We start from the raw sequence: 20667 nt of genomic DNA on the forward strand, positions 1-20667 counted from the left end.
AAAAGAGCAAAATCATAACTTATTTTGCTCTAAAAAATATATTTTCAATAAAAAAACACCCCAAAGGGGTGGCCCACATAGGCCGTCCGTCTTGTAATTCACACCCGCCATGAACAGGTGGGTAATTGGTGCGAGTGTACAATGTCCACACGAAGAGGCATATTGTCCAGGTCGCACACATAAGGTTTCCCTAAGTTAATTTGTCGGTTGAATTAAAAAACATAACGCACCTTGTAGGTCTATATATATTATAACTCAAGAGTTTTGCTTTTTCAAGTTTTGTGAGTGAGTAAATTTGTATTTTTAGTTAATAATTGCTTTTAAAAGTCAGAGGTATTTAGAATATTTATTTATCAATAATCGTGATTAAGAAATTAATATAAATCATTGCCTCTTCATATATTTCCATAAGAAAAAAGACGCTATAGCTAGCGTCTTTTGTTCATTACTAAGTCTTTTATTTTTTTAATCGATTTATCACTCAAAACATGCTCAAGCTTACAAGCGTCTTCATGAGCCGTTTCTTCGTCAACACCGATCATCATCAGAGCATCTTTGATAAAGATATATTTATCGTAGACCTCCAGGGCTTTTTTTCTGCCCTCCTCTGTAAATGCCAGGGTGCCTCCTTGTTCAATTGTGATATAATCTTCGTCTTTTAATATACCAACTGCTCTTGATACACTTGCTTTCGAATATCCCAATTCATTCGCAACATCAACACTTCTGGCTGATTTGTTTCTTAGATGTAGCAAAAGAATTGTCTTTAGATACATCTCCTGGGATTCATTGGCCATAGCTTAGTCCTCGAATAATCCTAATTTTTTAAAGATTAAGTTGTAGCCGTCTGCTCCGTAGTTTAATGCACGATTAATTCTGCTGATAGTTGCTGTTGAAGCGCCAGTTTCAGCTTCAATTTCATTGTAGGTCTTGTTTTCGCGAAGTTGTTTTGCTACTTCTAAGCGTTGTGAAATTGCTTGAATTTCTTTAATTGTGCAGATATCTTCAAAAAATCTGTAGCATTCTTCAATTGTTTCGAGCTTTAAAATTGCTTCGAAAAAGCTATCTGTTTGTTCGCTTTTTAGTCTTGAGTTATAATCCATAATTTCCTCCTTAGAATAATCCGACTATTTGTCCGTTTGGTAAAATGTCGATATTGTTTGCTGCAGGAACCTTTGGTAGTCCAGGCATTGTCATAATATCACCTGTTAAGGCTACAACGAATCCTGCACCGTTAGAGATTCTAACTTCTCTAATTGTTATTTCAAATCCCTCTGGTCTGCCAAGTAGGTTTTGGTCATCAGACAAGGAATATTGAGTCTTTGCCATACATACTGGAACTTTGTCCATGCCGTTTGCTTCAATTTGTTTGATTGAATTTAATGCAGCCTTTGTGAAGTTTACTGAACCTGCTCCGTAAATTTCTTTCGCAACTGTTTCAATCTTTTCTTTGATGGACATGTCTAAGCTGTATAGTGGTTTGAAGTGGCTTTCTTCTTCGTCACAAATTCTAACAACTTCTTTAGCTAGATCAATAGCTCCGTCGCCGCCCTTAGCAAATACTTCTGTTAAAATGCATTTTGAGCCAGATTTTTCAGTTAATTCTGTTAGGAGTTTGATTTCGTTTTCTGTATCTGTTGGGAATCTATTGATAGCAACTACTGAAGGTACGCCGAATTTTTTAACGTTTTCGATGTGTTTTTCTAGGTTAGCAAATCCTTTTTCAAGTGCTTCTAGATTTTCTAGGCCGTATTCTTCTTTTGTAGCTCCACCGTGGTGTTTTAGAGCACGGATTGTAGCAACGATTACAACTGCGTCTGGATGTAGGTCACCGTATACGCACTTGATGTCAAAGAATTTTTCAGCTCCGAGGTCTGCACCGAATCCTGCTTCTGTTACTGTGTAATCAGCAAGTTTTAATGAGTATTTTGTTGCAAGAACTGAGTTACATCCGTGAGCAATATTTGCAAATGGTCCACCGTGTAACATAGCTGGTGTATTTTCTAGAGTTTGTACTAGGTTTGGTAGGATAGCATCCTTCATTAGAAGTGTTACTGCACCTTCACCGCCAATATCTTTTAAGAATACTGGGCTCTTGTCTCTTCTGTAAGCAATAACTACTCTTGAAACTCTTTCTTTGAAATCTTCAAGGCTGTTTGATAAGCATAGGATAGCCATAACTTCACTGGCAACTGTGATGTCAAATCCGTCTTGTCTTGGGTAGCCGTTTGATACTCCGCCTAGACCAACAACAATATTTCTAAGAGCTCTGTCGTTCATGTCAACAACTCTCTTCCATGTGATTCTTCTAACGTCGATTTGTTGTTCGTTGCCTTGGTGGATGTGGTTATCCAAAAGTGCTGAGATTAGGTTGTTGGCTGATGTTATTGCGTGGAAGTCTCCTGTGAAGTGGAGGTTGATGTCTTCCATTGGAACAACTTGTGCGTATCCGCCGCCAGCTGCGCCGCCCTTAACACCAAAGCTTGGTCCAAGTGATGGTTCTCTAAGAGCTGAGATTGCTTTTTTGCCAATTTTGTTTAATCCCATTGACAAACCTATGTTTACAGTTGTCTTACCTTCACCAGCTGGTGTTGGGTTGATAGCTGTAACTAGGATTAGCTTACCATCTTTTTTATCTTTCAAGTTTTCATATACATGTGGTTCAATTTTTGCCTTGTAGTGGCCATATTGAATTAAATCTGCTTGATCAATTCCCAATCCACTAGCAATTTCTGTAATGTTTTTCATTTTTGCTTCTTGAGCAATTTGTACGTCTGTTTTCAAAGTTCTACCTCCTATATAACTAAAATTCATACATTAGTTTTCTACCCGTAATTAATATACTTTAAACAGATAAATAACTCTAACTATAAGATAACACATCTCTTTAATTAAGTCAAGTGTTAATTTATCTTGTCAACAATTTCTCCAATAAAATCTATAGTGGCTTTTATAAAGTCACCTTCAATATCTACGCCAAGTTTGCCGGCCCATTCTTTTGGCAAATAGTGTCCGCCACTTGCCAAGACTTCCTTATATGGTTTTAAAATATTTTCATTGCCAGCCATGAGCTCTTTGAAAACATTGGTGGCAATTGAAAGTCCAGCTTGATAAGTGAATGGATAAAGGCCCATATAATAATGTGGCTGTCTGGTCCATGTGAGTTCAGCGCCATCGATTATTTCAACTTCGTCGCCCCAAAATTCTTCAAGGACATTTCTAAAAATTCTGTTTAAAATTTTATCGTTAACAGATTCACCCTTATCGATTAGTCTCAAGACTTCTCTTTGGAAAACTGCTTCGATTCCGTGCGTTACGAAGTTGTGATAATAAGTTCTTTCAATCATCTGTGTGTAGACCCAGTTCTTGGTCTCGTCGTCATTTGCATTTTTGATCAGATAATTACTCATAATCATTTCATTCATGGTTGAAGGACATTCGGACACATACATTGATGACTCAGTGTTTAGGTAGGCATTATTTCTCATAGTGTACCTGCCATGGCCTGCGTGGCCAAGTTCGTGGGCCAAGACAAAGACGTCTTCCATCTTGCCTGTCCAGCTGATCAAAACGTATGAGTGAACGTTGTGGACGGATGCACAGAAGGCCCCTGTGGTCTTGCCTTCGTTTTCTGCAAAGTCAATCCATCTATTGTCGATATATTTTAAAGTATCAGCTACATAATCGTCGCCAAGGATTTTTAAGCCCTCACTCAAATAGTCCTTGCTAGCTTCAATAGTAATATGCTTTTCAAATTCTGGCATGAGTGGCGCTTTTAAATCTGCATAGGTCATTTTATCCAACTTATATTTTTCTTTGATTTTCTTGGCATACTTTCTCATGACCTTTGGCAATTCGTTTTTAATGGTATCAACATGGTGTTCGTAACTTTCTCTGGAAATATCTTGCATGTCCAAGAGATAATCAAAAACAGAATCAAAGCCCTTGACTTCGCTAAAGGCCTTTTCCATTTTTAATTGGGAATTGTAAACAGCCGCCAAGGTTGCTTGGTATTTTCTCATCTCTTCATAAAAGGCACTGTGAGCCTTTCTTCTTAAATCTGTATCTGAATTGGCCTCGTATCTTTCTTCAAAAAAACCAAAGGTCATAGGATAGCTTTTACCGTTTACTTCAAAGTCAGGAAATCTAATGTCGTTGTTCTTGGTTATTTCAGAAATTTCGTAGGGAGCCGCCCAGGTGTCTGAAAATTTTGAAAGGGCATTTTCAACTTCAAAAGGAAGTTTTCTAGATTTTTTCTTGATGATTCCCCTTATATATACAAAGGCATCTGGAGATTGGCCCATGGCTTCTGATAAAATATTTTCATCTAAATTCATGAGCTCATATTCCAAGAAAATTGTATTTTCTCTAACTTCTTTGTTGACTTTGTTCATTTCCGTAACTAGCTTAAAGGCTTCTTCGTCAGAGCTGTCAACAGAATAAGTCAAGTCTGCATAGTGATTTGTATGGTCCAAGAGCTCATACATCTCATTTAAAATTCCTGTGACCTTGTTGATGTCGTCAGTAGTTTTGATTGTGCCCTTTAGGCCCTTAAGTTTTTTTGAAAGTTCGATAGCTGATTTGTTTTTACTTTCAAATTCTGCATAGTCTTTGGCCAAGTCGGTCAAATCCCAAGTTAGTTCTTTTTTTACATCTTGTCTCTTCATAATCCCATCCTTTCGCACCAAACCATAAATACATAAACCGAGTAGAGCCTTCTGTGATTGCGAGCCCTGCCCTCCTTGTGGTCATCGAGGAGTTTCATTAGCTGGTCTCTTTTGAAAAACTCTGCGGTCTCTGGGCTGGTAAATACTTCTTTAAATTTATTATAAAAACCGTCTTCTTGTAGCCAGTACCTAAATGGAACTGGGAAACCCTTCTTTGGCCTATTGTACCATTCTTCTGGTAAATTTTCCTTAGCCGCCATCCTTAGGGCATACTTGGTCAGGCCTGCTTGCAATTTTAAATCATCTGTGAGCTTGCTGGCAACATCGTATACTCCTAGGTCCAAAAACGGCATGCGAACCTCCAAGCTGTTGGCCATGCTCATCCTGTCGCCTTTTAAAATAATATCCTTTTGCATAAAGACATTTAGGTCAACCAGCTGTTTAGATTTAATCTTGCTGGACCCATTAAAATATTTTTTTGTCTCTTGGCTGGCAGGGTAACCGTTTTTATAAGCCTTAGTAATTATTTCTCTTACCTGGTCTCCGTCGGCAATATTGGCTTCACCAATAAATATTTCATTTTCATCCATAGCACCTTTTTTTAATTTGTGTTTGATTCTTTGGTTAGGAATAATATTTGCCAGGCCGCCGTTAAACTTGCGGAGGGCCCTTGGCAGCTTCATATATTTACTTAGACTATCTGCAGTCCTGTATCCATCGTAACCGCCAAAGAGCTCGTCTGCTCCCTCGCCTGATAGGACAACAGTGACTTCTTCACGAGCAAGCTTGGATAAAAAGTAAAGTGGAATGCTGGATAAATTTGCCTGAGGCTCGTCCAAGTAATAAATAATATCGTCTAAGTTTTGTAAAACTTCAGATGGATCAATTATCTCTGTTCGATTTTTAATGCCGAGAATTTCTGAAAGTTCTCTAGCGTGGACGCTCTCGTCGAATTTATTGTCAGCTGACTTAAAGCCCACACTAAAAGTGTATTCAGGCATGGTAAGGGCCGTTATATATGAGGAGTCAATGCCCCCTGATAAAAATGTGCCCAGAGGCACGTCGGCGTTTTTGTGGAGGTCCACAGATTCTCTAACAACCTCTTGAATTAAGGCAACGGCTTCGTCCAGGTCATTGATCTCGTCAGTTAACTTAAAAGAAAAATATTTTTTAATCTTTATTTCTTTGCTCTCATTTATATTATTTACAATTCCAATGGACCCATGTGGTAGTCTCTTGATGTTTTTTATCATGGTATTGTCGCCAGCCATGTGTTGGAGCTCTAGGTAAGAAAATAGCTCATTGCCATTTATTTCTCTAGCCATATTTTTATAAGCGACCAGGCCTTTGACCTCTGATCCAAAGACTAGGGCCCCATCATCGGCGTATCCATAATATAAGGGCTTCATACCAAAATGGTCACGAGCAAGTACCAGCTTGTTTCCGTCTATTATTGCAATGGCAAACATGCCGCGCAGGTGGTTTACAAAGTCCTCTCCCCACTCTTCATAGGACCTCAAGACTACCTCTGTGTCAGATTCGGTTGAAAATTCGTGGCCCTTGTTTTTTAACAGGTCTCTTAAAATTTTATAATTATATATTTCCCCATTAAAAACAAGGCTTATGCCTCGGCTTTCATCGATCATGGGTTGGTTGCTGCGTGCATTTAAGTCAATTATTGACAAACGACAAAAGCCCAATGCATAATTTATAGCGTGATCATAATTTACAGCATCTGGCCCCCGATGACCTATAGCCTTGGTCATAGCCTCTATATTATCTAAATTTTTATTATTAATAATTCCAACAAATCCGCACATAACTATCCCTTCTTCACTATCATCTTTGCAGTGGTAATTATATTTCTATAGGGTTCAATACCCTCTTGCATATTCAAATCGCTAAGCATCCTAAGGCCTTCCTCTGTTCCCCTGTGTTTCCTAATAACTTCAGTAATTTTAAATAAAGGATTATCTATCTTGACCTTATCGCTTTGTAGGGCCTGGTCAAAAAGTCTGTCCCCAGCTTCAAATTCATCAATCATATAATAAATAATGATTTTATTGAGAGCGGCATTTTCATAATTTTTTTTGCCAAAATCTTTTAATTCAATATCATCTAAAGTCTCTTTTGCAAGTTTAAAATCTTTTTTATCAGCATAGGCGCCGGCAAGATTTAATTTAACCATGGACTTTACACTCTCGTCATTTGAGTTTTCGATTAAGTTTTTATTTGTAATAATGAATTTGTCAACATCCTTGTCTGCTACATATTCTGCAACTGCTTGGCGCATCAAATCAAATTCTTTTCTGATGGTTCTTAAATCCAACCAGGATAGTACAAGGACAACCATGGCTGCAAGGCCACCTGCCAAAAGTGAATCTACTGGTTTTTTAAAAATAACGCAAACCAACATATAAGCTGCCAAAGTCATGGTAGCTGCTAGTATATATTTTCTGTACTTAAGCATTGTCTTCTCCCCTAAAAGCATATTTTAACATAGCGGATAAATCGCCTGACTTCATAGACCGTTTGGAATATTTGGCAGAAAAAATATCTGCAGCAAGTCCATGGAAGTAAGCGCCAGCCACTGCTGAATTCCATACGCCCATCCCCTGGGCCAAGAATCCTCCGATAATGCCCGTGAGCACATCTCCGGAGCCTGCAGTTGCAAGGGCGTTTGATCCGCTTGTATTTACTATTATATTATTTTTCTCATCTGCAATCAAGGTCCCATTACCTTTTAACACGCAAACGGCCTTGTATTTTTTGGCAAGCTCAAGTGCAGCTTCTTCTCTATTCTTCAAGACATAATCAATATCACAATTCAAAAGATACGCGGCTTCCTTGGGATGAGGGGTGATGACAAGGTCTGTATCAAGTCCATATTTTTTTAAATAATAAAAACCGTCAGCGTCGATAACAGTTGGAAGATTGTTTTTTTCTATAATAGCAAATAGCCTATCAACATCTGGCATTTCAAAACCCAGGCCTGGTCCAAAGGCTATAGCATCAAAGTTTTCCCTTAAAAAAAAGCAACCAAAGCTATTAATAATAGCCTCGGTTGATTTGTTCTGTAAAATTGGAAGCATTTGATCTGATGAATATAAATAGACATAGCCGACTCCGGACCTAAAGGCGGCATCGGTCGCAAGCAAAGCAGACCCCGGCATGTTATTGTAGCCAGCGATTAAACCCAGCCTGCCAAAAGTCCCCTTGTTGGAATCCTCTGGCCGCTTATTTAATAAATCCAAATATTTTTGGTCAGCAATAAAACTCGATGCGTCAACATTTGCCACAGCATAATCCCCGTCGTGGGAAATGCTTATAAAATATCTTTTATCATTATAAGACAAAAAAGGTTGGCCATTTTTTCCATAAATAACTTTTGAATTCTTTAAAATATCTGTGGAAATCCCTGTGCCCATAGCCTTGGCAAAGGCTTCTTTGGCAGCATAATGGCCGGCCAGAGTCTCAGCCTTATCTGCGTCTGACCCAACCATCTTTTGTGCAAAGTCTAAGCCTTTATTATTTATAATTTCATCAATGCGTGAAATTTTTACAAGATCAATTCCAATCATTTCTTTAAAAATCTGCTTCCTGGTTTTTCAATTGGAATATTTTTTTCACATAGGGGGCAAGCGTCTGCTTCAAAAAGTTTTGCTTCTTCGTGAATGGCAGCGTAGATTGGAAGCTCAACCTTGTCAACTGTCCTATCTACAATGGCACCAATGCCTACAACTTTGCCACCCATTTCTTCGATGACTTTTGCAGTTTCCATTGAGCTCTTGCCTGTTGTGATTACGTCTTCGCAAATCAAAACTCTTTCGCCTTCTTCAATTCTAAAGCCGCGTCTAAAGGTCATCTTACCTTCAACTCTTTCCGTAAAAACGCTTCTAACTTTTAAAGCTCTGGCAAGTTCATAACCAATTATAATTCCGCCCATGGCAGGTCCAACAACTACATCAACTTCTACACCAGCGTCACTTAATTTTTTTGCAATTTCACCTGCAATAAATTCTGCGTCTTCAGGATATTCAGTTGCCTTGGCACATTGAAAATATTGGTCAGAGTGCTTACCACTTGATAGGCAAAAGTGTCCTTCAAGCAAGGCGTGTCTTTTAATCATAAGTTCTTTTACATTCATTATATAATCCCCCTAATTTCATCTAAGCTCTTTATTCCGTGTCTTGTCATATATTCTTCCATGCCTTCAATGATATCGATTGCAGCAGATGGATTTACCAGATTGGCTGTGCCAATTTCAAATAATGTCGCACCTACCATAATAAATTCCAAGGCGTCTCTAGCGGTCATAATGCCACCAATGCCTATTACAGGAATCTTAACTGATTTTACAACATCGTGAACCATCCTCACGGCAATTGGTCGAATGGCAGGACCCGATAGGCCAGCTGTCACATTATCAAAAACCGGTTTTCTTCTTTCAACATCAACTGCCAAGGCATTAAAGGTATTTACCAAACTAATGGCGTCTGCACCTTCAGCTTCGACGGTCTTGGCCATGGATTTTAAATCAAAAGCATTTGGCGACAATTTTACTATCAAAGGCTTTTTAACAATTGATCTGATTTCTCTGACGACGACTGATGCGTCTTGGCATTGGATGCCAAAGGCCATGCCTCCCTCTTTTACATTTGGGCAAGAAATATTTAATTCAATGGCATCAACATCTGTTTGATCTAAAAGTTTTGCCCCCTCAATATAATCTTCCAGAGAATTGCCGCCCAAGTTTGCAATTATATAATCATTTAGCTTGTGCATTTCTGGCAATTCATGTTCGATAAAGTGTGGAATGCCAGGATTTTGTAGGCCAATTGAATTCATAATTCCCGATGGAGTTTCGTGAATTCTAATTCCGCTATTACCTTCCTTTTCACGAATGGTTAAACCTTTAGAAATAAGTCCTCCTAGTCTCGACAAGTCCATGTAGGGAGTAAATTCAGTGCCAAATCCAAAGGTGCCGCTTGCAACGAGCAGGGGATTTTTTAATTCTTTACCTAAAAATTTTGTCTCTAACATAAGTCCCTCCCGTTTATTACTGGTCCTTCCTTGCAAATCCTGATGTGGCCGTCCTTGGTCTTGCAGTTGCATGACAAGCATGCGCCAACACCACAACCCATACGGGCCTCTAGGCTCACTTCTATATTTGCATTCGGATATTTTTTTACAAGGGCATTTATCATTGGCATTGGCCCACATGCGTATATTTTATCATACTTTTCTGCATCCAATATATCAAGAGCATAACCCTTGTGGCCAACGCTGCCATCTTCAGTGGCTATATAAATATTTTCTACATAGTCTTTGAACTTGTCAGTATAATATTCTCCTGACCTGTAGCCCACATATAAGTCTGGCTTGATCTTTAAATTTTTTGCCAGATATAGCATGGGAGCAATGCCAGCTGTGCCAGCTAAGAGTGCAGTTTTGCCTTCAGTGAGATTAAAACCATTGCCCAGGGGTCCCAAAAGACCAACCTTGTCACCAACTCTTAAGTTGGACAAATATTTGGTGCCTCTTCCCATAATCTGTATTAAGAAAACAATTTTCTTTCCATATATATCTGAAATTGAAATCGGCCTGCCCAAAAGTGGATCTTGAAATTCATTTACCTTGAGCATATAAAATTGGCCGGGCTTGCCCTCAAAGTTACCTTCAAAAGTCAAAGTAAAAACTTCTTCGGTCAAGATTTCTTTATTTAAAATTTCTACAAATTTATATGACATTAAAATCTCTCCTCATTTTTTCAACAGCTTCTCTGGTTGCTTCTTCGAAAGATTTCTCACTCTTTTCAAAGGCCCTGATAATGCCGCGTGATGAATTTACAACTCCGCCATTGCCATCATTTAAAAGTTCCATAGCATCATGAGCTCCGCCGCCTTGGGCCCCGTAGCCAGGTATTAAAAAGAATACATCTTTAAAAGTTTCTCTGATAATCTTACCTTCATTTGCATTTTTGTTGGTAGCTCCAATTACAAAACCGATATTTCTATATCCAGATTCATTTACAGAATTCCCAGCCATCTGGCAAATCTTTTTACCAATATTCATATAGAGAGGCTCATCTCCAACCATGAGCTCTTCAAAGTCAGCGCTACCTGGGTTTGAAGTTTTAATAATTACAAATAAACCCTTGTTTTTCTTTTCCACATATTCCATGTATGGCTCAATACTGTCCAGGCCCATGTAAGGATTTAATGTTACAAAGTCGCCTTCGTAATCACCTTCAAAATAAGCCTTGGCATATTGGCTGGCAGTTGAAGAAATATCAGAGCGTTTAACGTCATTTATAATTAGAGCGTCTTTTTTTCTTAAGTATTCAAGTGTCCTCTTGTAAGCTGTTAGTCCTTCCAGACCTGCCCCTTCATAGTAGGCGGCTTGTGGCTTATAAACTGCAACCAAATCATGAGTTGCGTCAATAATTGCCTTATTATAAGAAAAAATTTTTTCCTCAACGCTTAGGTCTTTTACAAAGTCTGGTAGGTGGTCAAGATTTGGATCAAGGCCCACACAGATGGGCCCCCTCTCCTCAACTCTTTTAAATAATTTATTTATTGACATCGTCTTTTACCACTTGATGGTCACAGTAAGTGCATTTGTAAATGCCCTTTTCCCTGTCAACCAAATGGAATTCGTGTTCAATACCGCGTTCAATACTGGTGATGCATCTTGGGTTTTTGCATTGAATAACTCCCACAACCTTTTCAGGAAGACTTAAATTGATCTTATCTACAATTTTTTCGTCTTCAATTATATTTACAGTAATTTCAGGATCGATAAAACCAAGAGCTGATAAGTCAAGGTCAATAACGTTTTCAATTTTGATAATATCTTTTTTGCCGATTTTTCCTGATTGAGCATTCATAATAAGGGCAACTGTGTAATCAGCATCCCTAAGTCCCAGATAATCGAAAATCTTTACGCCGAGTCCTGCGTGGATGTGGTCAATAACTATACCTTTTTTAATTGAATTTATACTTAACATGCTTCTACCCCCAACAATTCCATAATAAGTGCCATTCTTACGAACATTCCGTTTTTAACTTGCCTAAAGTACCATGCACGTGGGTCATCATCGACTTCGTTTGCAATTTCAGTTACACGTGGTAGTGGATGGAGGATTGCAAGGTCTGCTTTGGCAGATTTTAATTTTTCTTCATCCAAAATGTATGAATCTTTGAGTCTGATGTAGTCAGCTTCGTTGAAGAATCTTTCCTTTTGAACTCTTGTCATGTAGAGAACATCCAATTCTCCCATTACACTTTCAAGTCTTTCCACTTCTTTGTACTCAATATTTTTATTATCTAAAATGTTTTTAATATAATCTGGAACGCGGAGTTCTTCAGGAGAAATCAAGACGAATTTTATATTGTCTCTAATGCTCATGGCCTTGATAAGTGAGTGAACTGTCCTACCAAATTTTAAGTCTCCGCAAAGGCCGATAACCATGTCGGATAATTTGCCCTTGCTTTCTTGGATGGTGAAAAGGTCTGTCAGTGTTTGTGTTGGATGTTGGTGGCCACCGTCTCCAGCGTTTATTAGTGGCACATAAGTATATTCGCGTGCGTAGTTTGGAGCACCTTCCTTTGGATGTCTCATAGCGATAATATCAGAATAACATCCAACTGTTCTGATTGTGTCGCGTAAGCTTTCACCCTTCTGAACAGAACTAGAGCCCGGCTCCGAGAAACCAATAACTTGACCGCCAAGTCTTAACATGGCTGCTTCAAATGAAAAACGTGTTCTCGTGCTGGGCTCATAAAATAGGGTAGCTAATAATTTACCTTTGCAAACATCGGTAAATAATTCAGGTTTATCTTTAATTTTTTGTGCTAGACTCATTACCTCGTCTAATTCCTCAACAGAAAAATCTGTCGGATCGATATAATTTCTTCCTTTAAGCATTGCATCCTCCATTCTGATTTTAAAAAAAGCCATCCACAAGGATGGCCTCTACCACCCTCGGTGGATTTTTATCTAAATAATTATACATCAAGACCAAATACCTGTCAAGCATTTTTCAAAAAAATTTTAATATTTTTCTTTGCTCTTGATTTATTTTTTGCAAAAAAAGAGGGATTTAAAATCCCTCTTGTAAATTCTATTCGTCGATATCAAATTTTGCAGTGAAGAACCTAAGTTGTGCTGGTTCATATACAAATTTAAGTGGCTTAATATCTTCTTTGTGTTTGTATAGGTGAATAACAGTGTCAGCAACCACGTCCATGTGAGCGTATGTGTAAACACGTCTTGGAATTGTAAGTCTAACTGTTTCTAGTTTTGGCTTGTGGTTTTCACCAGTCTTGTTATCACGACCAGCTGAAACGATTCCTCTTTCCATTGATCTAACTCCGCCTTCAACATAAATGCTGGCAGCAAGTGATTGAGCTGGGAATTGTTCTTGTTCTAGATGTGGGCAGAAGCGTCTGGCATCTAGGAATACTGCGTGGCCACCAACTGGTTCAACGATTGGAACGCCAGCTTCTTTTAATCTGTCGCCCAAGTATCTAACTTGTTTAATTCTGTGTTCAATGTATTCAAATTGCAGAGATTCGCGTAGACCAATTGCAAAAGCTTGCATATCACGTCCAGCCATACCACCGTATGAAGGCATACCTTCATAAACAACTACGATTTCCTTGGCCTTGCCAAAGAGTTCATCATCGTTAATAGCTAAGAAGCCACCGATATTTACGATACCGTCTTTTTTACCACTCATTGTAGCTCCGTCTGAATAGGAGAACATTTCATGAACGATTTCTTTGATTGTCTTGTCTGCGTAGCCTTCTTCTTGTTCTTTGATGTAGTAAGCGTTTTCAACACATCTAGTAGCGTCAAAGAAAACTTTGATACCATGCTTTGAGCACATTTCATGAACTTCTCTCATATTTTTCATGGAAACTGGTTGTCCACCAGCTAGGTTAACTGTAACAGCTAAGCAAACATAAGCAATGTTTTCTGCGCCCTTTTCTTTGATAAGAGTTTCTAATTTTTCTAGGTCAATGTCGCCCTTAAACGGAACATTGGCTGCAGCGTCATGGGCAACGTCTTTGATAATGTCTACGAAAATTCCGCCATTAGCTTCTTGGTGGAATCTGGTTGTAGTAAAGTACATATTGCCAGCTACATATTGGCCAGGTTTAATGGCTATGTGGCTGAGTAAGTTTTCTGCACCACGACCTTGGTGAGTTGGCACAACGTGCTTGAAACCAAAGATTTCCTTAACTGTTTCTTCTAAGTAGAGCCAGTTTCTGCTTCCTGCATAAGCTTCGTCACCAATCATTAATCCTGCCCATTGCTTGTCACTCATGGCGTTTGTTCCTGAGTCAGTGAGTAAGTCGATATATACATCTTCACTCTTTAGGTTAAAGGTGTTGTAGCCTGCTTCCTTAATTGCTTTGATTCTTTCTTCCTTTGAAATCATCTTAACTGGTTCAACGGATTTAATTTTAAATGGCTCCGCTGGGTATTTGCTTAAATCTAAATAGCTCATATATCCTCCTTTTGTTTTTCGCAGTGAAAAATAATCTTTTTTCCATTGCTCTTATTATAACTTTATTATATTAAAAAGCATTGGGTATGTCAATGGATTTTTTAGTAAAATATAACTTTTTGCAAAAATAGTTAGTACTTTATCAACCATCAGTGATATCAATTATAAGTTGAAGAGCAAATTAAAAATTGCTATACTTATATGAGGAGGGGTTAATAAATGAGATTTGTAATAAAAACTGCCATTGGCAATTTAAAAATTACCTGTGAGGGCTCGCAGATTATTAAAATTGAAATGACAGATGAAAACGAAAATAAAAATTTAAATAAAATGCAAAGCGAAATTAAAAATAAATTTGCAGATTATTTTACTGGCCAGGGTCTCTTGGATGATCTGCCTATTAAAATAAATGCGACTCCCTTTAGGGAAAAAGTTTATGTGGAATTATTAAAAGTCCCCTATGGTCAGACAGTCACTTACAAGGACCTGGCTCTTAGAATTAACAATCCCAAGGCAGCCCGGGCTGTTGGCTCTGCCATGAAAAATAACCCCCTGCCCTTTGTTGTTCCCTGCCACAGAGTTGTGGGCACAAATAATCCCGGAGCCTATGCCTATGGAGCGGACTTAAAATACTTTTTGCTCAATATGGAAAAAGCAAATGCCCACAAATTTAACCTATGATTTTTTCATAATTTCTATTATAATAAGACCTGGAGGTTTAAATGAAAATTTAAAATAATAATTTATTGAACGCAAAAGCCTGGGTACTAGCCCAGGCCTTTTAATATATAATAAATGTAATAATCCGAGCTGGTCCAAATTGGACCCAGCTGAACAGGAATTAATAAAAATCAATAATCTAACTATAAGTTAAATTTTAGTATCTACAAACTTCTCCTTTATAGTACACAATTTTGTTGTACCCTTCAATATCATATTTATCAAAATAGAGTGTTCCTCTAAATCCACCATTGTCATAGTATACACTTTGTGAGTGGCTTTGATATTTATCCATGGATACAGTTGTTGTCTTGGTATAACATTTGCCTGCAGGTTCCTTTCCCATAGGAGCAAGATTATTTTTCATGTCTTCTCTTGCAGCTAACATATGAAGCAAGTCACCAATTCTGTTGAAGTCAGCTTTTGAAAACAAATCAACACTAATGTCAACACCATGTGCTGTCATAACTGCCTTTGAGTTGTAAATTTTAGCAATTTCATTTTCCATGCTAATTACTTCTGCATCTTTCGCAAGAACCATTGTTGGAACCGCAAACAAGATTGCCATTAGTAAGGCTAGGAAAGAAATTCTTTTTTTCATAGTATCACTCCCTTGTAAAATGTCGAGATTTCTATTATTCTTCCTGTCAACTTAACCATATCATATAAAATATTCAATGTCAAATTAATTTTTCTCAAGCTTTAATTCTACTCATAATTATAATCTGTTTTTATTAATCGATATTTACAGATCCAAAGGAAGATTCTAGATTTATAATTAGACTATTTTCATCATCTACATAATCATCTGTATAGGCTATGATTTTATTACCTATCTCTTCAAATCTAGTAAACCTATAGCCGAAGAATTCCCTAGAATTTGATCTCTTCTTCCTCCTGCCTATGAGTTTTACTGGCTTATTAACTCCATCTAATCCCAAATTTATGCTACCAGAAACAACTTCAATGTCAATCTTTTCAGCTGAACTTTTAATGCCATCAATCTCGACTTTACCTGAAACGGTTTCTAGGTAGGCGTTTTTATAATCTATTTCATCTGCCACGACCTTGCCGGAAACTGTGCTTGCATTTAAATTTGTGCCGGAAATATTTTCTATTTCAACCTTGCCAGACACTGCTTCCACATTGGCCTTATCCATCTTGGAATTTTTAACCATGACCTTGCCAGATACTGCTTCGATGTTTGCATCATTTGCATTTAAACCTTCTGCCTCTATGCAACCTGAAACATTTTCTAATTTGATTTCTTCAAAATTCCTCTTTGGCAAAGTCAATCTTATATCAGAAATATAGGAGTCAGCCTTGTATTTTTTAAACTTTGGTTTAACCTTTAAAGTGTCTCCTTCAAGGTAAATGTCATAGTAATCATTTTTATTGTTCTTGTTGTCCCTTTCGTCGTATTTAATGTCGATTTCAACTTTTATTTGGTCTGACAAATCTGTAATGACGTCCAATCTACCGCGTATATTTTCAACATCAATGCCTTTTACTTGGCCGTCTTCATTTAGATCATGGCTATACTCTTGCCTGGTCCTGGCATTTAAATCTTCAAAGCAAGACCCTATATTTACGCTGATGCCTTCCCATAAATTATCCAGATTTAATTTCTTTATGGCCTCTTCGGTCTTGGTGCCAATCTTTGAAATGGAATCTGTGACCTTGTCTACAAAGCTATCATCAAAAACCTTATTGGATGATGTATTTTTCTTTTCTTGGTTTTTGTTTTCACCAATGGCGTCCAATAGTTTTAAGGCTTCATCATTTGTAATCTTGCCATCCTTTAGCATCTCTAGAATCATTTCTCTTTCTCTACTCATAAGACCCTCCTTTTTATTTATATTCTTTTAAAAGTTCAGTGGCTTCTTCCGGGCTAATCTCCCCTTCATTAAGCCTGTTTAAGATATCTATCCTAGACTCTTCTTTGCCTACATCGTGGCCCAAAGACTTAATTACACCGTCGAGCTTATTCCTAACCGTTGGATAAGATATGCCCAATTCTTTTTCAATCTCCTTGATCGAGCCCCTTTTCATAACAAAAATTTCTATAAAATCTTTTTCCTCTTGGCTGAGCTTTGAAAACTTGTCTTCTTCAAAGTCGCCTTTAATAGTTGTCCCGCAATTCTCGCAGGAAAGCTCTTTGATAATTAAAGATCCTCCGCAAACCGGACAGGATGATAATTTTTTATTTGCCATATGATCACCTCAAGTATATTTTAACATCTCTTTTAATATTTGTCAATAAATTTATTTATAAAATTAATAAAATTAATTTATAAATTAATATATTTAAAATTTCGTTTTAAAATTTTGCTCTATCATTTTTATCTTATAGGTTTGATAAAAATATTTAATAATGCTATAATATCAAATGAACATTTTTATTTTAAAGGAGGAAATATTAATGAAAAAAACACTAGCAATTATTATTGCAGCTCTACTTTTATTCGTAGGATGCACTAAGCCTGCTGATTCAGGCGAAAAAACATCTGACGCAAGTGGAGAATTATCATTTGCTGGTTCTTCAACATTAGGACCTGTTGTATCAGCAGTGACAGAAGAATTCAAAGCAAATTACAAGACATGGAAAGAATACGACGACAGCCTTGCAGACAAACCTGTTGTAGTAAATGTTTCAACTGGCGGTTCAGGTGCTGGTATTAAAGCTATCCAAGAGAAAACTGCAGACTTTGGTATGCTTGCTCGTGACTTAAAAGACAGCGAAAAAGAAATTGAAAATTTGGTTGTAAATAAAATCGGTATCGACGCTCTCACAATTTCTGTTAACCCAGAAAACCCAATTTGCAATTTGGTTGATGATCTTTCAAGCGAAGAAATCAAAAAATTCTTCTCAGGCGAATACAAAAAATGGTCAGACTTTGACCCAAGCCTACCTGATGAAGAAATCGTTGTGGTTGCTAGAGACTTAGGCGGCGGAGCCCACCAAGTTTTCCAAAAAGTTATTATGGGTGAAACACCAGTTCGCGAAGACGTTATCCAAGCTCCATCAATGGGTGCCCTAGTTCAAAAAGTTATTGAAAACAAGAACGCTATCGGCTACGCATCATTTGGTGTATCAAACCAAAACGAAGGTAAACTATTCCCTATCAAGGTTAATGGAGTTGCAGCAACTGAAGAAACAATCTTAGATGGTTCATATATTATTTCAAGACCACTAATCATTGTTCACGAAGGTGAATTAAAGGGTGAAGCCAAGGCTTTTATGGATTATTTAAAATCAGATAAGGGCGAAGCTATCCTTCACGACCTAGGATTTGTTCCTGTAAAATAGTTTTAAAGGAGGTAAAGATATGAAGAAGAACGATAAATTTTTTAAAGGTATTCTCTCTGTCTTTACCTTTTTTTCTATTTCTTTATTGTTTTTAGTTTTGATTTTTATAATTATAGAAAGTTTACCATTTTTTAAAAATCATTCCATAATTGAATTTATTTCGGGAAAGACCTGGAGGCGTGGAATTGAGTTAGAGTTTGGCCTCTTGCCAATCATCTTAGCCAGCGTCTACACATCTTTTCTTGCAATATTATTTGCCACGCCAATTTCCCTAGGGCTTAGCTTGCTAATAGTCGGCTATGTCCCTGGCAAGTACAAGAAATACATAAATAATTTATTAAATATCCTGGCTGGAGTTCCGTCAGTTATTTACGGATTTTTAGGACTAACTGTCATCGTTAAAATGTTTGAAGAAAAATTTAATTTAGCTACTGGTGAATCAGTATTAGCTGGCGGCATCCTTTTGGCCCTGATGATTATCCCCTATATAACTTCAGTAACCTTTGACAAGATGGAAGAGTCTTATCAAAAATACAATGAAATATACAAGTCACTTGGCCTCAGTAAGGACTTTTTCTTAAGAAAAATAATTATAAAAGATGCCCTTAAAAATATTATCGCAGGTGTGGTTTTAGGACTTGGCAGAGCCTTTGGTGAAACTATGGCCGTTATGATGGTAATTGGCAATGCGCCAATTATGCCGACACTATTGAGCAAGGGGCAAACTATTCCTTCGCTCATTGCCCTAGAGATGGGTATGGTCGAACTAAACAGCATGCACTACCACAGCCTCTACGCTGCTGGCCTAGTCCTAATGCTTATAACAATACTTACAAATATTTTATTTTCCTTTATAGTTACTAAGGGGGACCAAAGATGAGAAAGTTTAAAGATAGTATTTTTAAGGCCCTGCTCTTTATAAATTTATTAATATTTGCATCTATACTTATCGCCCTCTTCTCAAAATTAATTAAAGAAGGTGCCCATGTCCTATCTTGGGATTTTCTCTTTGGAAGCCCATCTGGCCTGCCTCCAGGAAAGGAAGGCGGCATTTGGCCAGCTATTATTGGATCTCTACTTACATTTTTCTTGTCTTCCTTTATTTCATCAATTCTAGCTTTGATGACGGCAATTTATATTGTCTTTTACCTAAAAGAAGGCAGAACTAAAAATATTTTAAGAATTATAATCCAATGCATATCTGGAATTCCTTCAATTGTCCTAGGACTCTTTGGATATACCTTACTTGTCTATAAACTTAGACTTGGCAGGTCAGTCCTATCTGCTTCTGCAACTTTGGCGGTAATGATCTTCCCCTTTATTGAAATAAGACTTGAAAAATTATTTATAAACTATGATTATGATAAATTAGAAACTGCTCTGTCGCTTGGCATTGATAAGGGCTTTGTAATCAGGCATATAGTTTTAAAGGGCTTAAGAAATAAAATTATCCAAACCGTTACACTCGGTGGGAGCTTGGCTATTGGTGCCACAGCTCCAATAATGCTCACAGGAGCTGTCATCCACACTGGCATACCAAGCGGGCTATTTAAACCCTTTATGGCTCTGCCTTACCACTTATATATTTTAATTAACGAAGGCATTTCAACCTCCATGGGCTACGGGACAGCCCTCGTCCTTATGATAATCCTACTTATCATAAACACATTCTCTCTTTTAATAGGAGGTAAAGATGACAATTATTAGCACAAAAGATTTGAACATTTTCTATGGCGACAACCATGTCGTTAAAAATATAAATATAGATTTTGCAGAAAATAAAATAACATCAATAATTGGACCCTCGGGTTGTGGTAAAACTACATTTTTAGTTGCCTTAAATAAAATTATCGAAGAGCGCGGCGGATCCTATACGGGAGAAATTTTATATACGGATAAAAATATTAATGATTACGATATAAACGACTTAAGAAAACAAATCGGCATGGTCTTTCAAAAGCCAACTCCCTTTCCCCTATCAATTAAGGGCAATGTGGAACTCGCCCTCAAATACCACAATATGAATTACAAAGACGAGGCAATTGAGGCAATAAAAAAAGTTGGCCTATATGATGAAGTTGCTAATGATTTGGACAAATCTGCCTTCGAGCTTTCAGGCGGCCAACAGCAAAGGTTGTCTATAGCTAGAAGCATTGCAATCAAACCCAAAGTTCTCTTGCTAGATGAGCCCTGCTCCAGCTTGGACATACGAAACACAGAAAAAATCGAAAGACTCTTGGTCGACCTAAAAGACGAAATAACAATTATAATAGTAACCCACAACCTCCAACAAGCAAAGAGGATTTCAGACAATACACTCTTTATGTTAAACGGAGAATTAATCGAGTGGGGACCGACCAATCAAATATTTGAAAATCCCAAAGACAAGCGCACAGAAGATTATGTAGCCGGCCTCTTTGGATAAATTATATATTTATGCAAAACAAAAACTG

Annotated in this window: 22 protein-coding genes; 5 read left to right on the forward strand and 17 right to left on the reverse strand. The window is 37.5% G+C overall.

What is annotated here, in order from left to right; genetic code table 11:
* Positions 1 to 428: 428 nt before the first annotated feature.
* From AC6FXG_RS02650 to AC6FXG_RS02715, 14 genes are all read right to left on the reverse strand, one after another.
* Complete coding sequence (locus AC6FXG_RS02650; protein WP_075573468.1) at positions 429 to 797, reverse strand: metal-dependent transcriptional regulator; 369 nt, start codon at positions 795 to 797, stop codon at positions 429 to 431.
* Between the two features lie 3 nt (positions 798 to 800).
* A complete protein-coding gene (locus tag AC6FXG_RS02655) occupies positions 801 to 1103 on the reverse strand; it encodes a YerC/YecD family TrpR-related protein (RefSeq protein WP_075573467.1) in 303 nt (100 codons plus the stop codon).
* Between the two features lie 10 nt (positions 1104 to 1113).
* A complete protein-coding gene (locus AC6FXG_RS02660) occupies positions 1114 to 2784 on the reverse strand; it encodes a formate--tetrahydrofolate ligase (RefSeq protein WP_500571451.1) in 1671 nt (556 codons plus the stop codon).
* Between the two features lie 119 nt (positions 2785 to 2903).
* Complete coding sequence (locus AC6FXG_RS02665) at positions 2904 to 4667, reverse strand: M3 family metallopeptidase (RefSeq protein ID WP_500571452.1); 1764 nt, start codon at positions 4665 to 4667, stop codon at positions 2904 to 2906.
* Positions 4664 to 6487, reverse strand: a complete 1824-nt coding sequence (gene asnB, locus AC6FXG_RS02670) for an asparagine synthase (glutamine-hydrolyzing) (RefSeq protein WP_500571453.1) — start codon at positions 6485 to 6487, stop codon at positions 4664 to 4666. Before asnB ends, AC6FXG_RS02665 begins: the two co-directional genes overlap by 4 nt.
* A gap of 2 nt (positions 6488 to 6489) precedes the next feature.
* Positions 6490 to 7137, reverse strand: coding sequence for a hypothetical protein (locus tag AC6FXG_RS02675; protein WP_500571454.1), 648 nt, complete (start codon positions 7135 to 7137; stop codon positions 6490 to 6492).
* The gene (locus AC6FXG_RS02680; protein ID WP_500571455.1) at positions 7130 to 8248 is read right to left on the reverse strand and encodes an NAD(P)H-hydrate dehydratase; all 1119 of its coding nucleotides are present in this window, start codon (positions 8246 to 8248) and stop codon (positions 7130 to 7132) included. Before AC6FXG_RS02680 ends, AC6FXG_RS02675 begins: the two co-directional genes overlap by 8 nt.
* Positions 8245 to 8814 (reverse strand): orotate phosphoribosyltransferase, encoded by a 570-nt coding sequence (gene pyrE / locus AC6FXG_RS02685; RefSeq protein WP_500571456.1) that lies wholly within the window; start codon positions 8812 to 8814, stop codon positions 8245 to 8247. The genes AC6FXG_RS02680 and pyrE overlap by 4 nt, the downstream gene beginning before the upstream one ends.
* A complete protein-coding gene (locus tag AC6FXG_RS02690) occupies positions 8814 to 9710 on the reverse strand; it encodes a dihydroorotate dehydrogenase (RefSeq protein ID WP_500571457.1) in 897 nt (298 codons plus the stop codon). The genes pyrE and AC6FXG_RS02690 overlap by 1 nt, the downstream gene beginning before the upstream one ends.
* The gene (locus tag AC6FXG_RS02695) at positions 9704 to 10417 is read right to left on the reverse strand and encodes a dihydroorotate dehydrogenase electron transfer subunit (protein ID WP_500571458.1); all 714 of its coding nucleotides are present in this window, start codon (positions 10415 to 10417) and stop codon (positions 9704 to 9706) included. Before AC6FXG_RS02695 ends, AC6FXG_RS02690 begins: the two co-directional genes overlap by 7 nt.
* Positions 10407 to 11252: an orotidine-5'-phosphate decarboxylase gene (gene pyrF, locus AC6FXG_RS02700; protein ID WP_500571459.1), complete on the reverse strand. Its 846-nt coding sequence runs from the start codon at positions 11250 to 11252 to the stop codon at positions 10407 to 10409. Before pyrF ends, AC6FXG_RS02695 begins: the two co-directional genes overlap by 11 nt.
* On the reverse strand, positions 11239 to 11676 hold the full coding sequence (locus AC6FXG_RS02705; protein ID WP_500571460.1) for an aspartate carbamoyltransferase regulatory subunit: 438 nt from the start codon (positions 11674 to 11676) through the stop codon (positions 11239 to 11241). The genes pyrF and AC6FXG_RS02705 overlap by 14 nt, the downstream gene beginning before the upstream one ends.
* Positions 11670 to 12596: an aspartate carbamoyltransferase gene (pyrB, locus tag AC6FXG_RS02710; protein ID WP_075573456.1), complete on the reverse strand. Its 927-nt coding sequence runs from the start codon at positions 12594 to 12596 to the stop codon at positions 11670 to 11672. The genes AC6FXG_RS02705 and pyrB overlap by 7 nt, the downstream gene beginning before the upstream one ends.
* A 196-nt stretch (positions 12597 to 12792) precedes the next feature.
* Positions 12793 to 14184: a tyrosine phenol-lyase gene (locus AC6FXG_RS02715; RefSeq protein WP_500571461.1), complete on the reverse strand. Its 1392-nt coding sequence runs from the start codon at positions 14182 to 14184 to the stop codon at positions 12793 to 12795.
* A gap of 219 nt (positions 14185 to 14403) precedes the next feature.
* Here AC6FXG_RS02715 and AC6FXG_RS02720 point away from each other — a divergent pair, with 219 nt between their 5' ends.
* The gene (locus AC6FXG_RS02720) at positions 14404 to 14865 is read left to right on the forward strand and encodes a methylated-DNA--[protein]-cysteine S-methyltransferase (RefSeq protein WP_500571462.1); all 462 of its coding nucleotides are present in this window, start codon (positions 14404 to 14406) and stop codon (positions 14863 to 14865) included.
* 196 nt (positions 14866 to 15061) lie between these two features.
* Here the strand turns inward: AC6FXG_RS02720 and AC6FXG_RS02725 are convergent, their stop codons facing one another.
* The 3 genes from AC6FXG_RS02725 to AC6FXG_RS02735 all read right to left on the reverse strand — a co-directional run bounded on the left by AC6FXG_RS02725 (position 15062) and on the right by AC6FXG_RS02735 (position 17118).
* The gene (locus AC6FXG_RS02725; RefSeq protein WP_500571463.1) at positions 15062 to 15505 is read right to left on the reverse strand and encodes a hypothetical protein; all 444 of its coding nucleotides are present in this window, start codon (positions 15503 to 15505) and stop codon (positions 15062 to 15064) included.
* Between the two features lie 133 nt (positions 15506 to 15638).
* Positions 15639 to 16742, reverse strand: coding sequence for a DUF4097 family beta strand repeat-containing protein (locus AC6FXG_RS02730; RefSeq protein WP_500571464.1), 1104 nt, complete (start codon positions 16740 to 16742; stop codon positions 15639 to 15641).
* Between the two features lie 13 nt (positions 16743 to 16755).
* Complete coding sequence (locus AC6FXG_RS02735) at positions 16756 to 17118, reverse strand: DUF2089 domain-containing protein (RefSeq protein WP_500571465.1); 363 nt, start codon at positions 17116 to 17118, stop codon at positions 16756 to 16758.
* Between the two features lie 208 nt (positions 17119 to 17326).
* Here AC6FXG_RS02735 and AC6FXG_RS02740 point away from each other — a divergent pair, with 208 nt between their 5' ends.
* From AC6FXG_RS02740 to AC6FXG_RS02755, 4 genes are read left to right on the forward strand one after another with little or no spacing between them, the layout of a single operon-like run.
* Positions 17327 to 18214 (forward strand): phosphate ABC transporter substrate-binding protein, encoded by an 888-nt coding sequence (locus tag AC6FXG_RS02740; RefSeq protein WP_500571466.1) that lies wholly within the window; start codon positions 17327 to 17329, stop codon positions 18212 to 18214.
* A gap of 19 nt (positions 18215 to 18233) precedes the next feature.
* A complete protein-coding gene (gene pstC / locus AC6FXG_RS02745; protein WP_500571467.1) occupies positions 18234 to 19094 on the forward strand; it encodes a phosphate ABC transporter permease subunit PstC in 861 nt (286 codons plus the stop codon).
* On the forward strand, positions 19091 to 19921 hold the full coding sequence (locus AC6FXG_RS02750; protein ID WP_500571468.1) for a PstA family ABC transporter permease: 831 nt from the start codon (positions 19091 to 19093) through the stop codon (positions 19919 to 19921). Before pstC ends, AC6FXG_RS02750 begins: the two co-directional genes overlap by 4 nt.
* Positions 19908 to 20639 carry a phosphate ABC transporter ATP-binding protein gene (locus tag AC6FXG_RS02755; RefSeq protein WP_500571469.1) on the forward strand — a complete coding sequence of 244 codons (732 nt, stop codon included), beginning with the start codon at positions 19908 to 19910 and terminating at the stop codon, positions 20637 to 20639. The genes AC6FXG_RS02750 and AC6FXG_RS02755 overlap by 14 nt, the downstream gene beginning before the upstream one ends.
* Positions 20640 to 20667 lie beyond the last annotated feature (28 nt).

This window comes from Ezakiella massiliensis (assembly GCF_059862345.1).

What these genes read in the sequence shown, in the direction of transcription:
- AC6FXG_RS02650 (WP_075573468.1), bottom strand. Translation starts at nt 797, where the DNA reads ATGGCCAATGAATCCCAGGAGATGTATCTAAAGACAATTCTTTTGCTA.
- AC6FXG_RS02655 (WP_075573467.1), bottom strand. Translation starts at nt 1,103, where the DNA reads ATGGATTATAACTCAAGACTAAAAAGCGAACAAACAGATAGCTTTTTC.
- AC6FXG_RS02665 (WP_500571452.1), bottom strand. Translation starts at nt 4,667, where the DNA reads ATGAAGAGACAAGATGTAAAAAAAGAACTAACTTGGGATTTGACCGAC.
- asnB (WP_500571453.1), bottom strand. Translation starts at nt 6,487, where the DNA reads ATGTGCGGATTTGTTGGAATTATTAATAATAAAAATTTAGATAATATA.
- AC6FXG_RS02675 (WP_500571454.1), bottom strand. Translation starts at nt 7,137, where the DNA reads ATGCTTAAGTACAGAAAATATATACTAGCAGCTACCATGACTTTGGCA.
- AC6FXG_RS02680 (WP_500571455.1), bottom strand. Translation starts at nt 8,248, where the DNA reads ATGATTGGAATTGATCTTGTAAAAATTTCACGCATTGATGAAATTATA.
- pyrE (WP_500571456.1), bottom strand. Translation starts at nt 8,814, where the DNA reads ATGAATGTAAAAGAACTTATGATTAAAAGACACGCCTTGCTTGAAGGA.
- AC6FXG_RS02690 (WP_500571457.1), bottom strand. Translation starts at nt 9,710, where the DNA reads ATGTTAGAGACAAAATTTTTAGGTAAAGAATTAAAAAATCCCCTGCTC.
- AC6FXG_RS02695 (WP_500571458.1), bottom strand. Translation starts at nt 10,417, where the DNA reads ATGTCATATAAATTTGTAGAAATTTTAAATAAAGAAATCTTGACCGAA.
- pyrF (WP_500571459.1), bottom strand. Translation starts at nt 11,252, where the DNA reads ATGTCAATAAATAAATTATTTAAAAGAGTTGAGGAGAGGGGGCCCATC.
- AC6FXG_RS02705 (WP_500571460.1), bottom strand. Translation starts at nt 11,676, where the DNA reads ATGTTAAGTATAAATTCAATTAAAAAAGGTATAGTTATTGACCACATC.
- pyrB (WP_075573456.1), bottom strand. Translation starts at nt 12,596, where the DNA reads ATGCTTAAAGGAAGAAATTATATCGATCCGACAGATTTTTCTGTTGAG.
- AC6FXG_RS02715 (WP_500571461.1), bottom strand. Translation starts at nt 14,184, where the DNA reads ATGAGCTATTTAGATTTAAGCAAATACCCAGCGGAGCCATTTAAAATT.
- AC6FXG_RS02720 (WP_500571462.1), top strand. Translation starts at nt 14,404, where the DNA reads ATGAGATTTGTAATAAAAACTGCCATTGGCAATTTAAAAATTACCTGT.
- AC6FXG_RS02725 (WP_500571463.1), bottom strand. Translation starts at nt 15,505, where the DNA reads ATGAAAAAAAGAATTTCTTTCCTAGCCTTACTAATGGCAATCTTGTTT.
- AC6FXG_RS02730 (WP_500571464.1), bottom strand. Translation starts at nt 16,742, where the DNA reads ATGAGTAGAGAAAGAGAAATGATTCTAGAGATGCTAAAGGATGGCAAG.
- AC6FXG_RS02735 (WP_500571465.1), bottom strand. Translation starts at nt 17,118, where the DNA reads ATGGCAAATAAAAAATTATCATCCTGTCCGGTTTGCGGAGGATCTTTA.
- AC6FXG_RS02740 (WP_500571466.1), top strand. Translation starts at nt 17,327, where the DNA reads ATGAAAAAAACACTAGCAATTATTATTGCAGCTCTACTTTTATTCGTA.
- pstC (WP_500571467.1), top strand. Translation starts at nt 18,234, where the DNA reads ATGAAGAAGAACGATAAATTTTTTAAAGGTATTCTCTCTGTCTTTACC.
- AC6FXG_RS02750 (WP_500571468.1), top strand. Translation starts at nt 19,091, where the DNA reads ATGAGAAAGTTTAAAGATAGTATTTTTAAGGCCCTGCTCTTTATAAAT.
- AC6FXG_RS02755 (WP_500571469.1), top strand. Translation starts at nt 19,908, where the DNA reads ATGACAATTATTAGCACAAAAGATTTGAACATTTTCTATGGCGACAAC.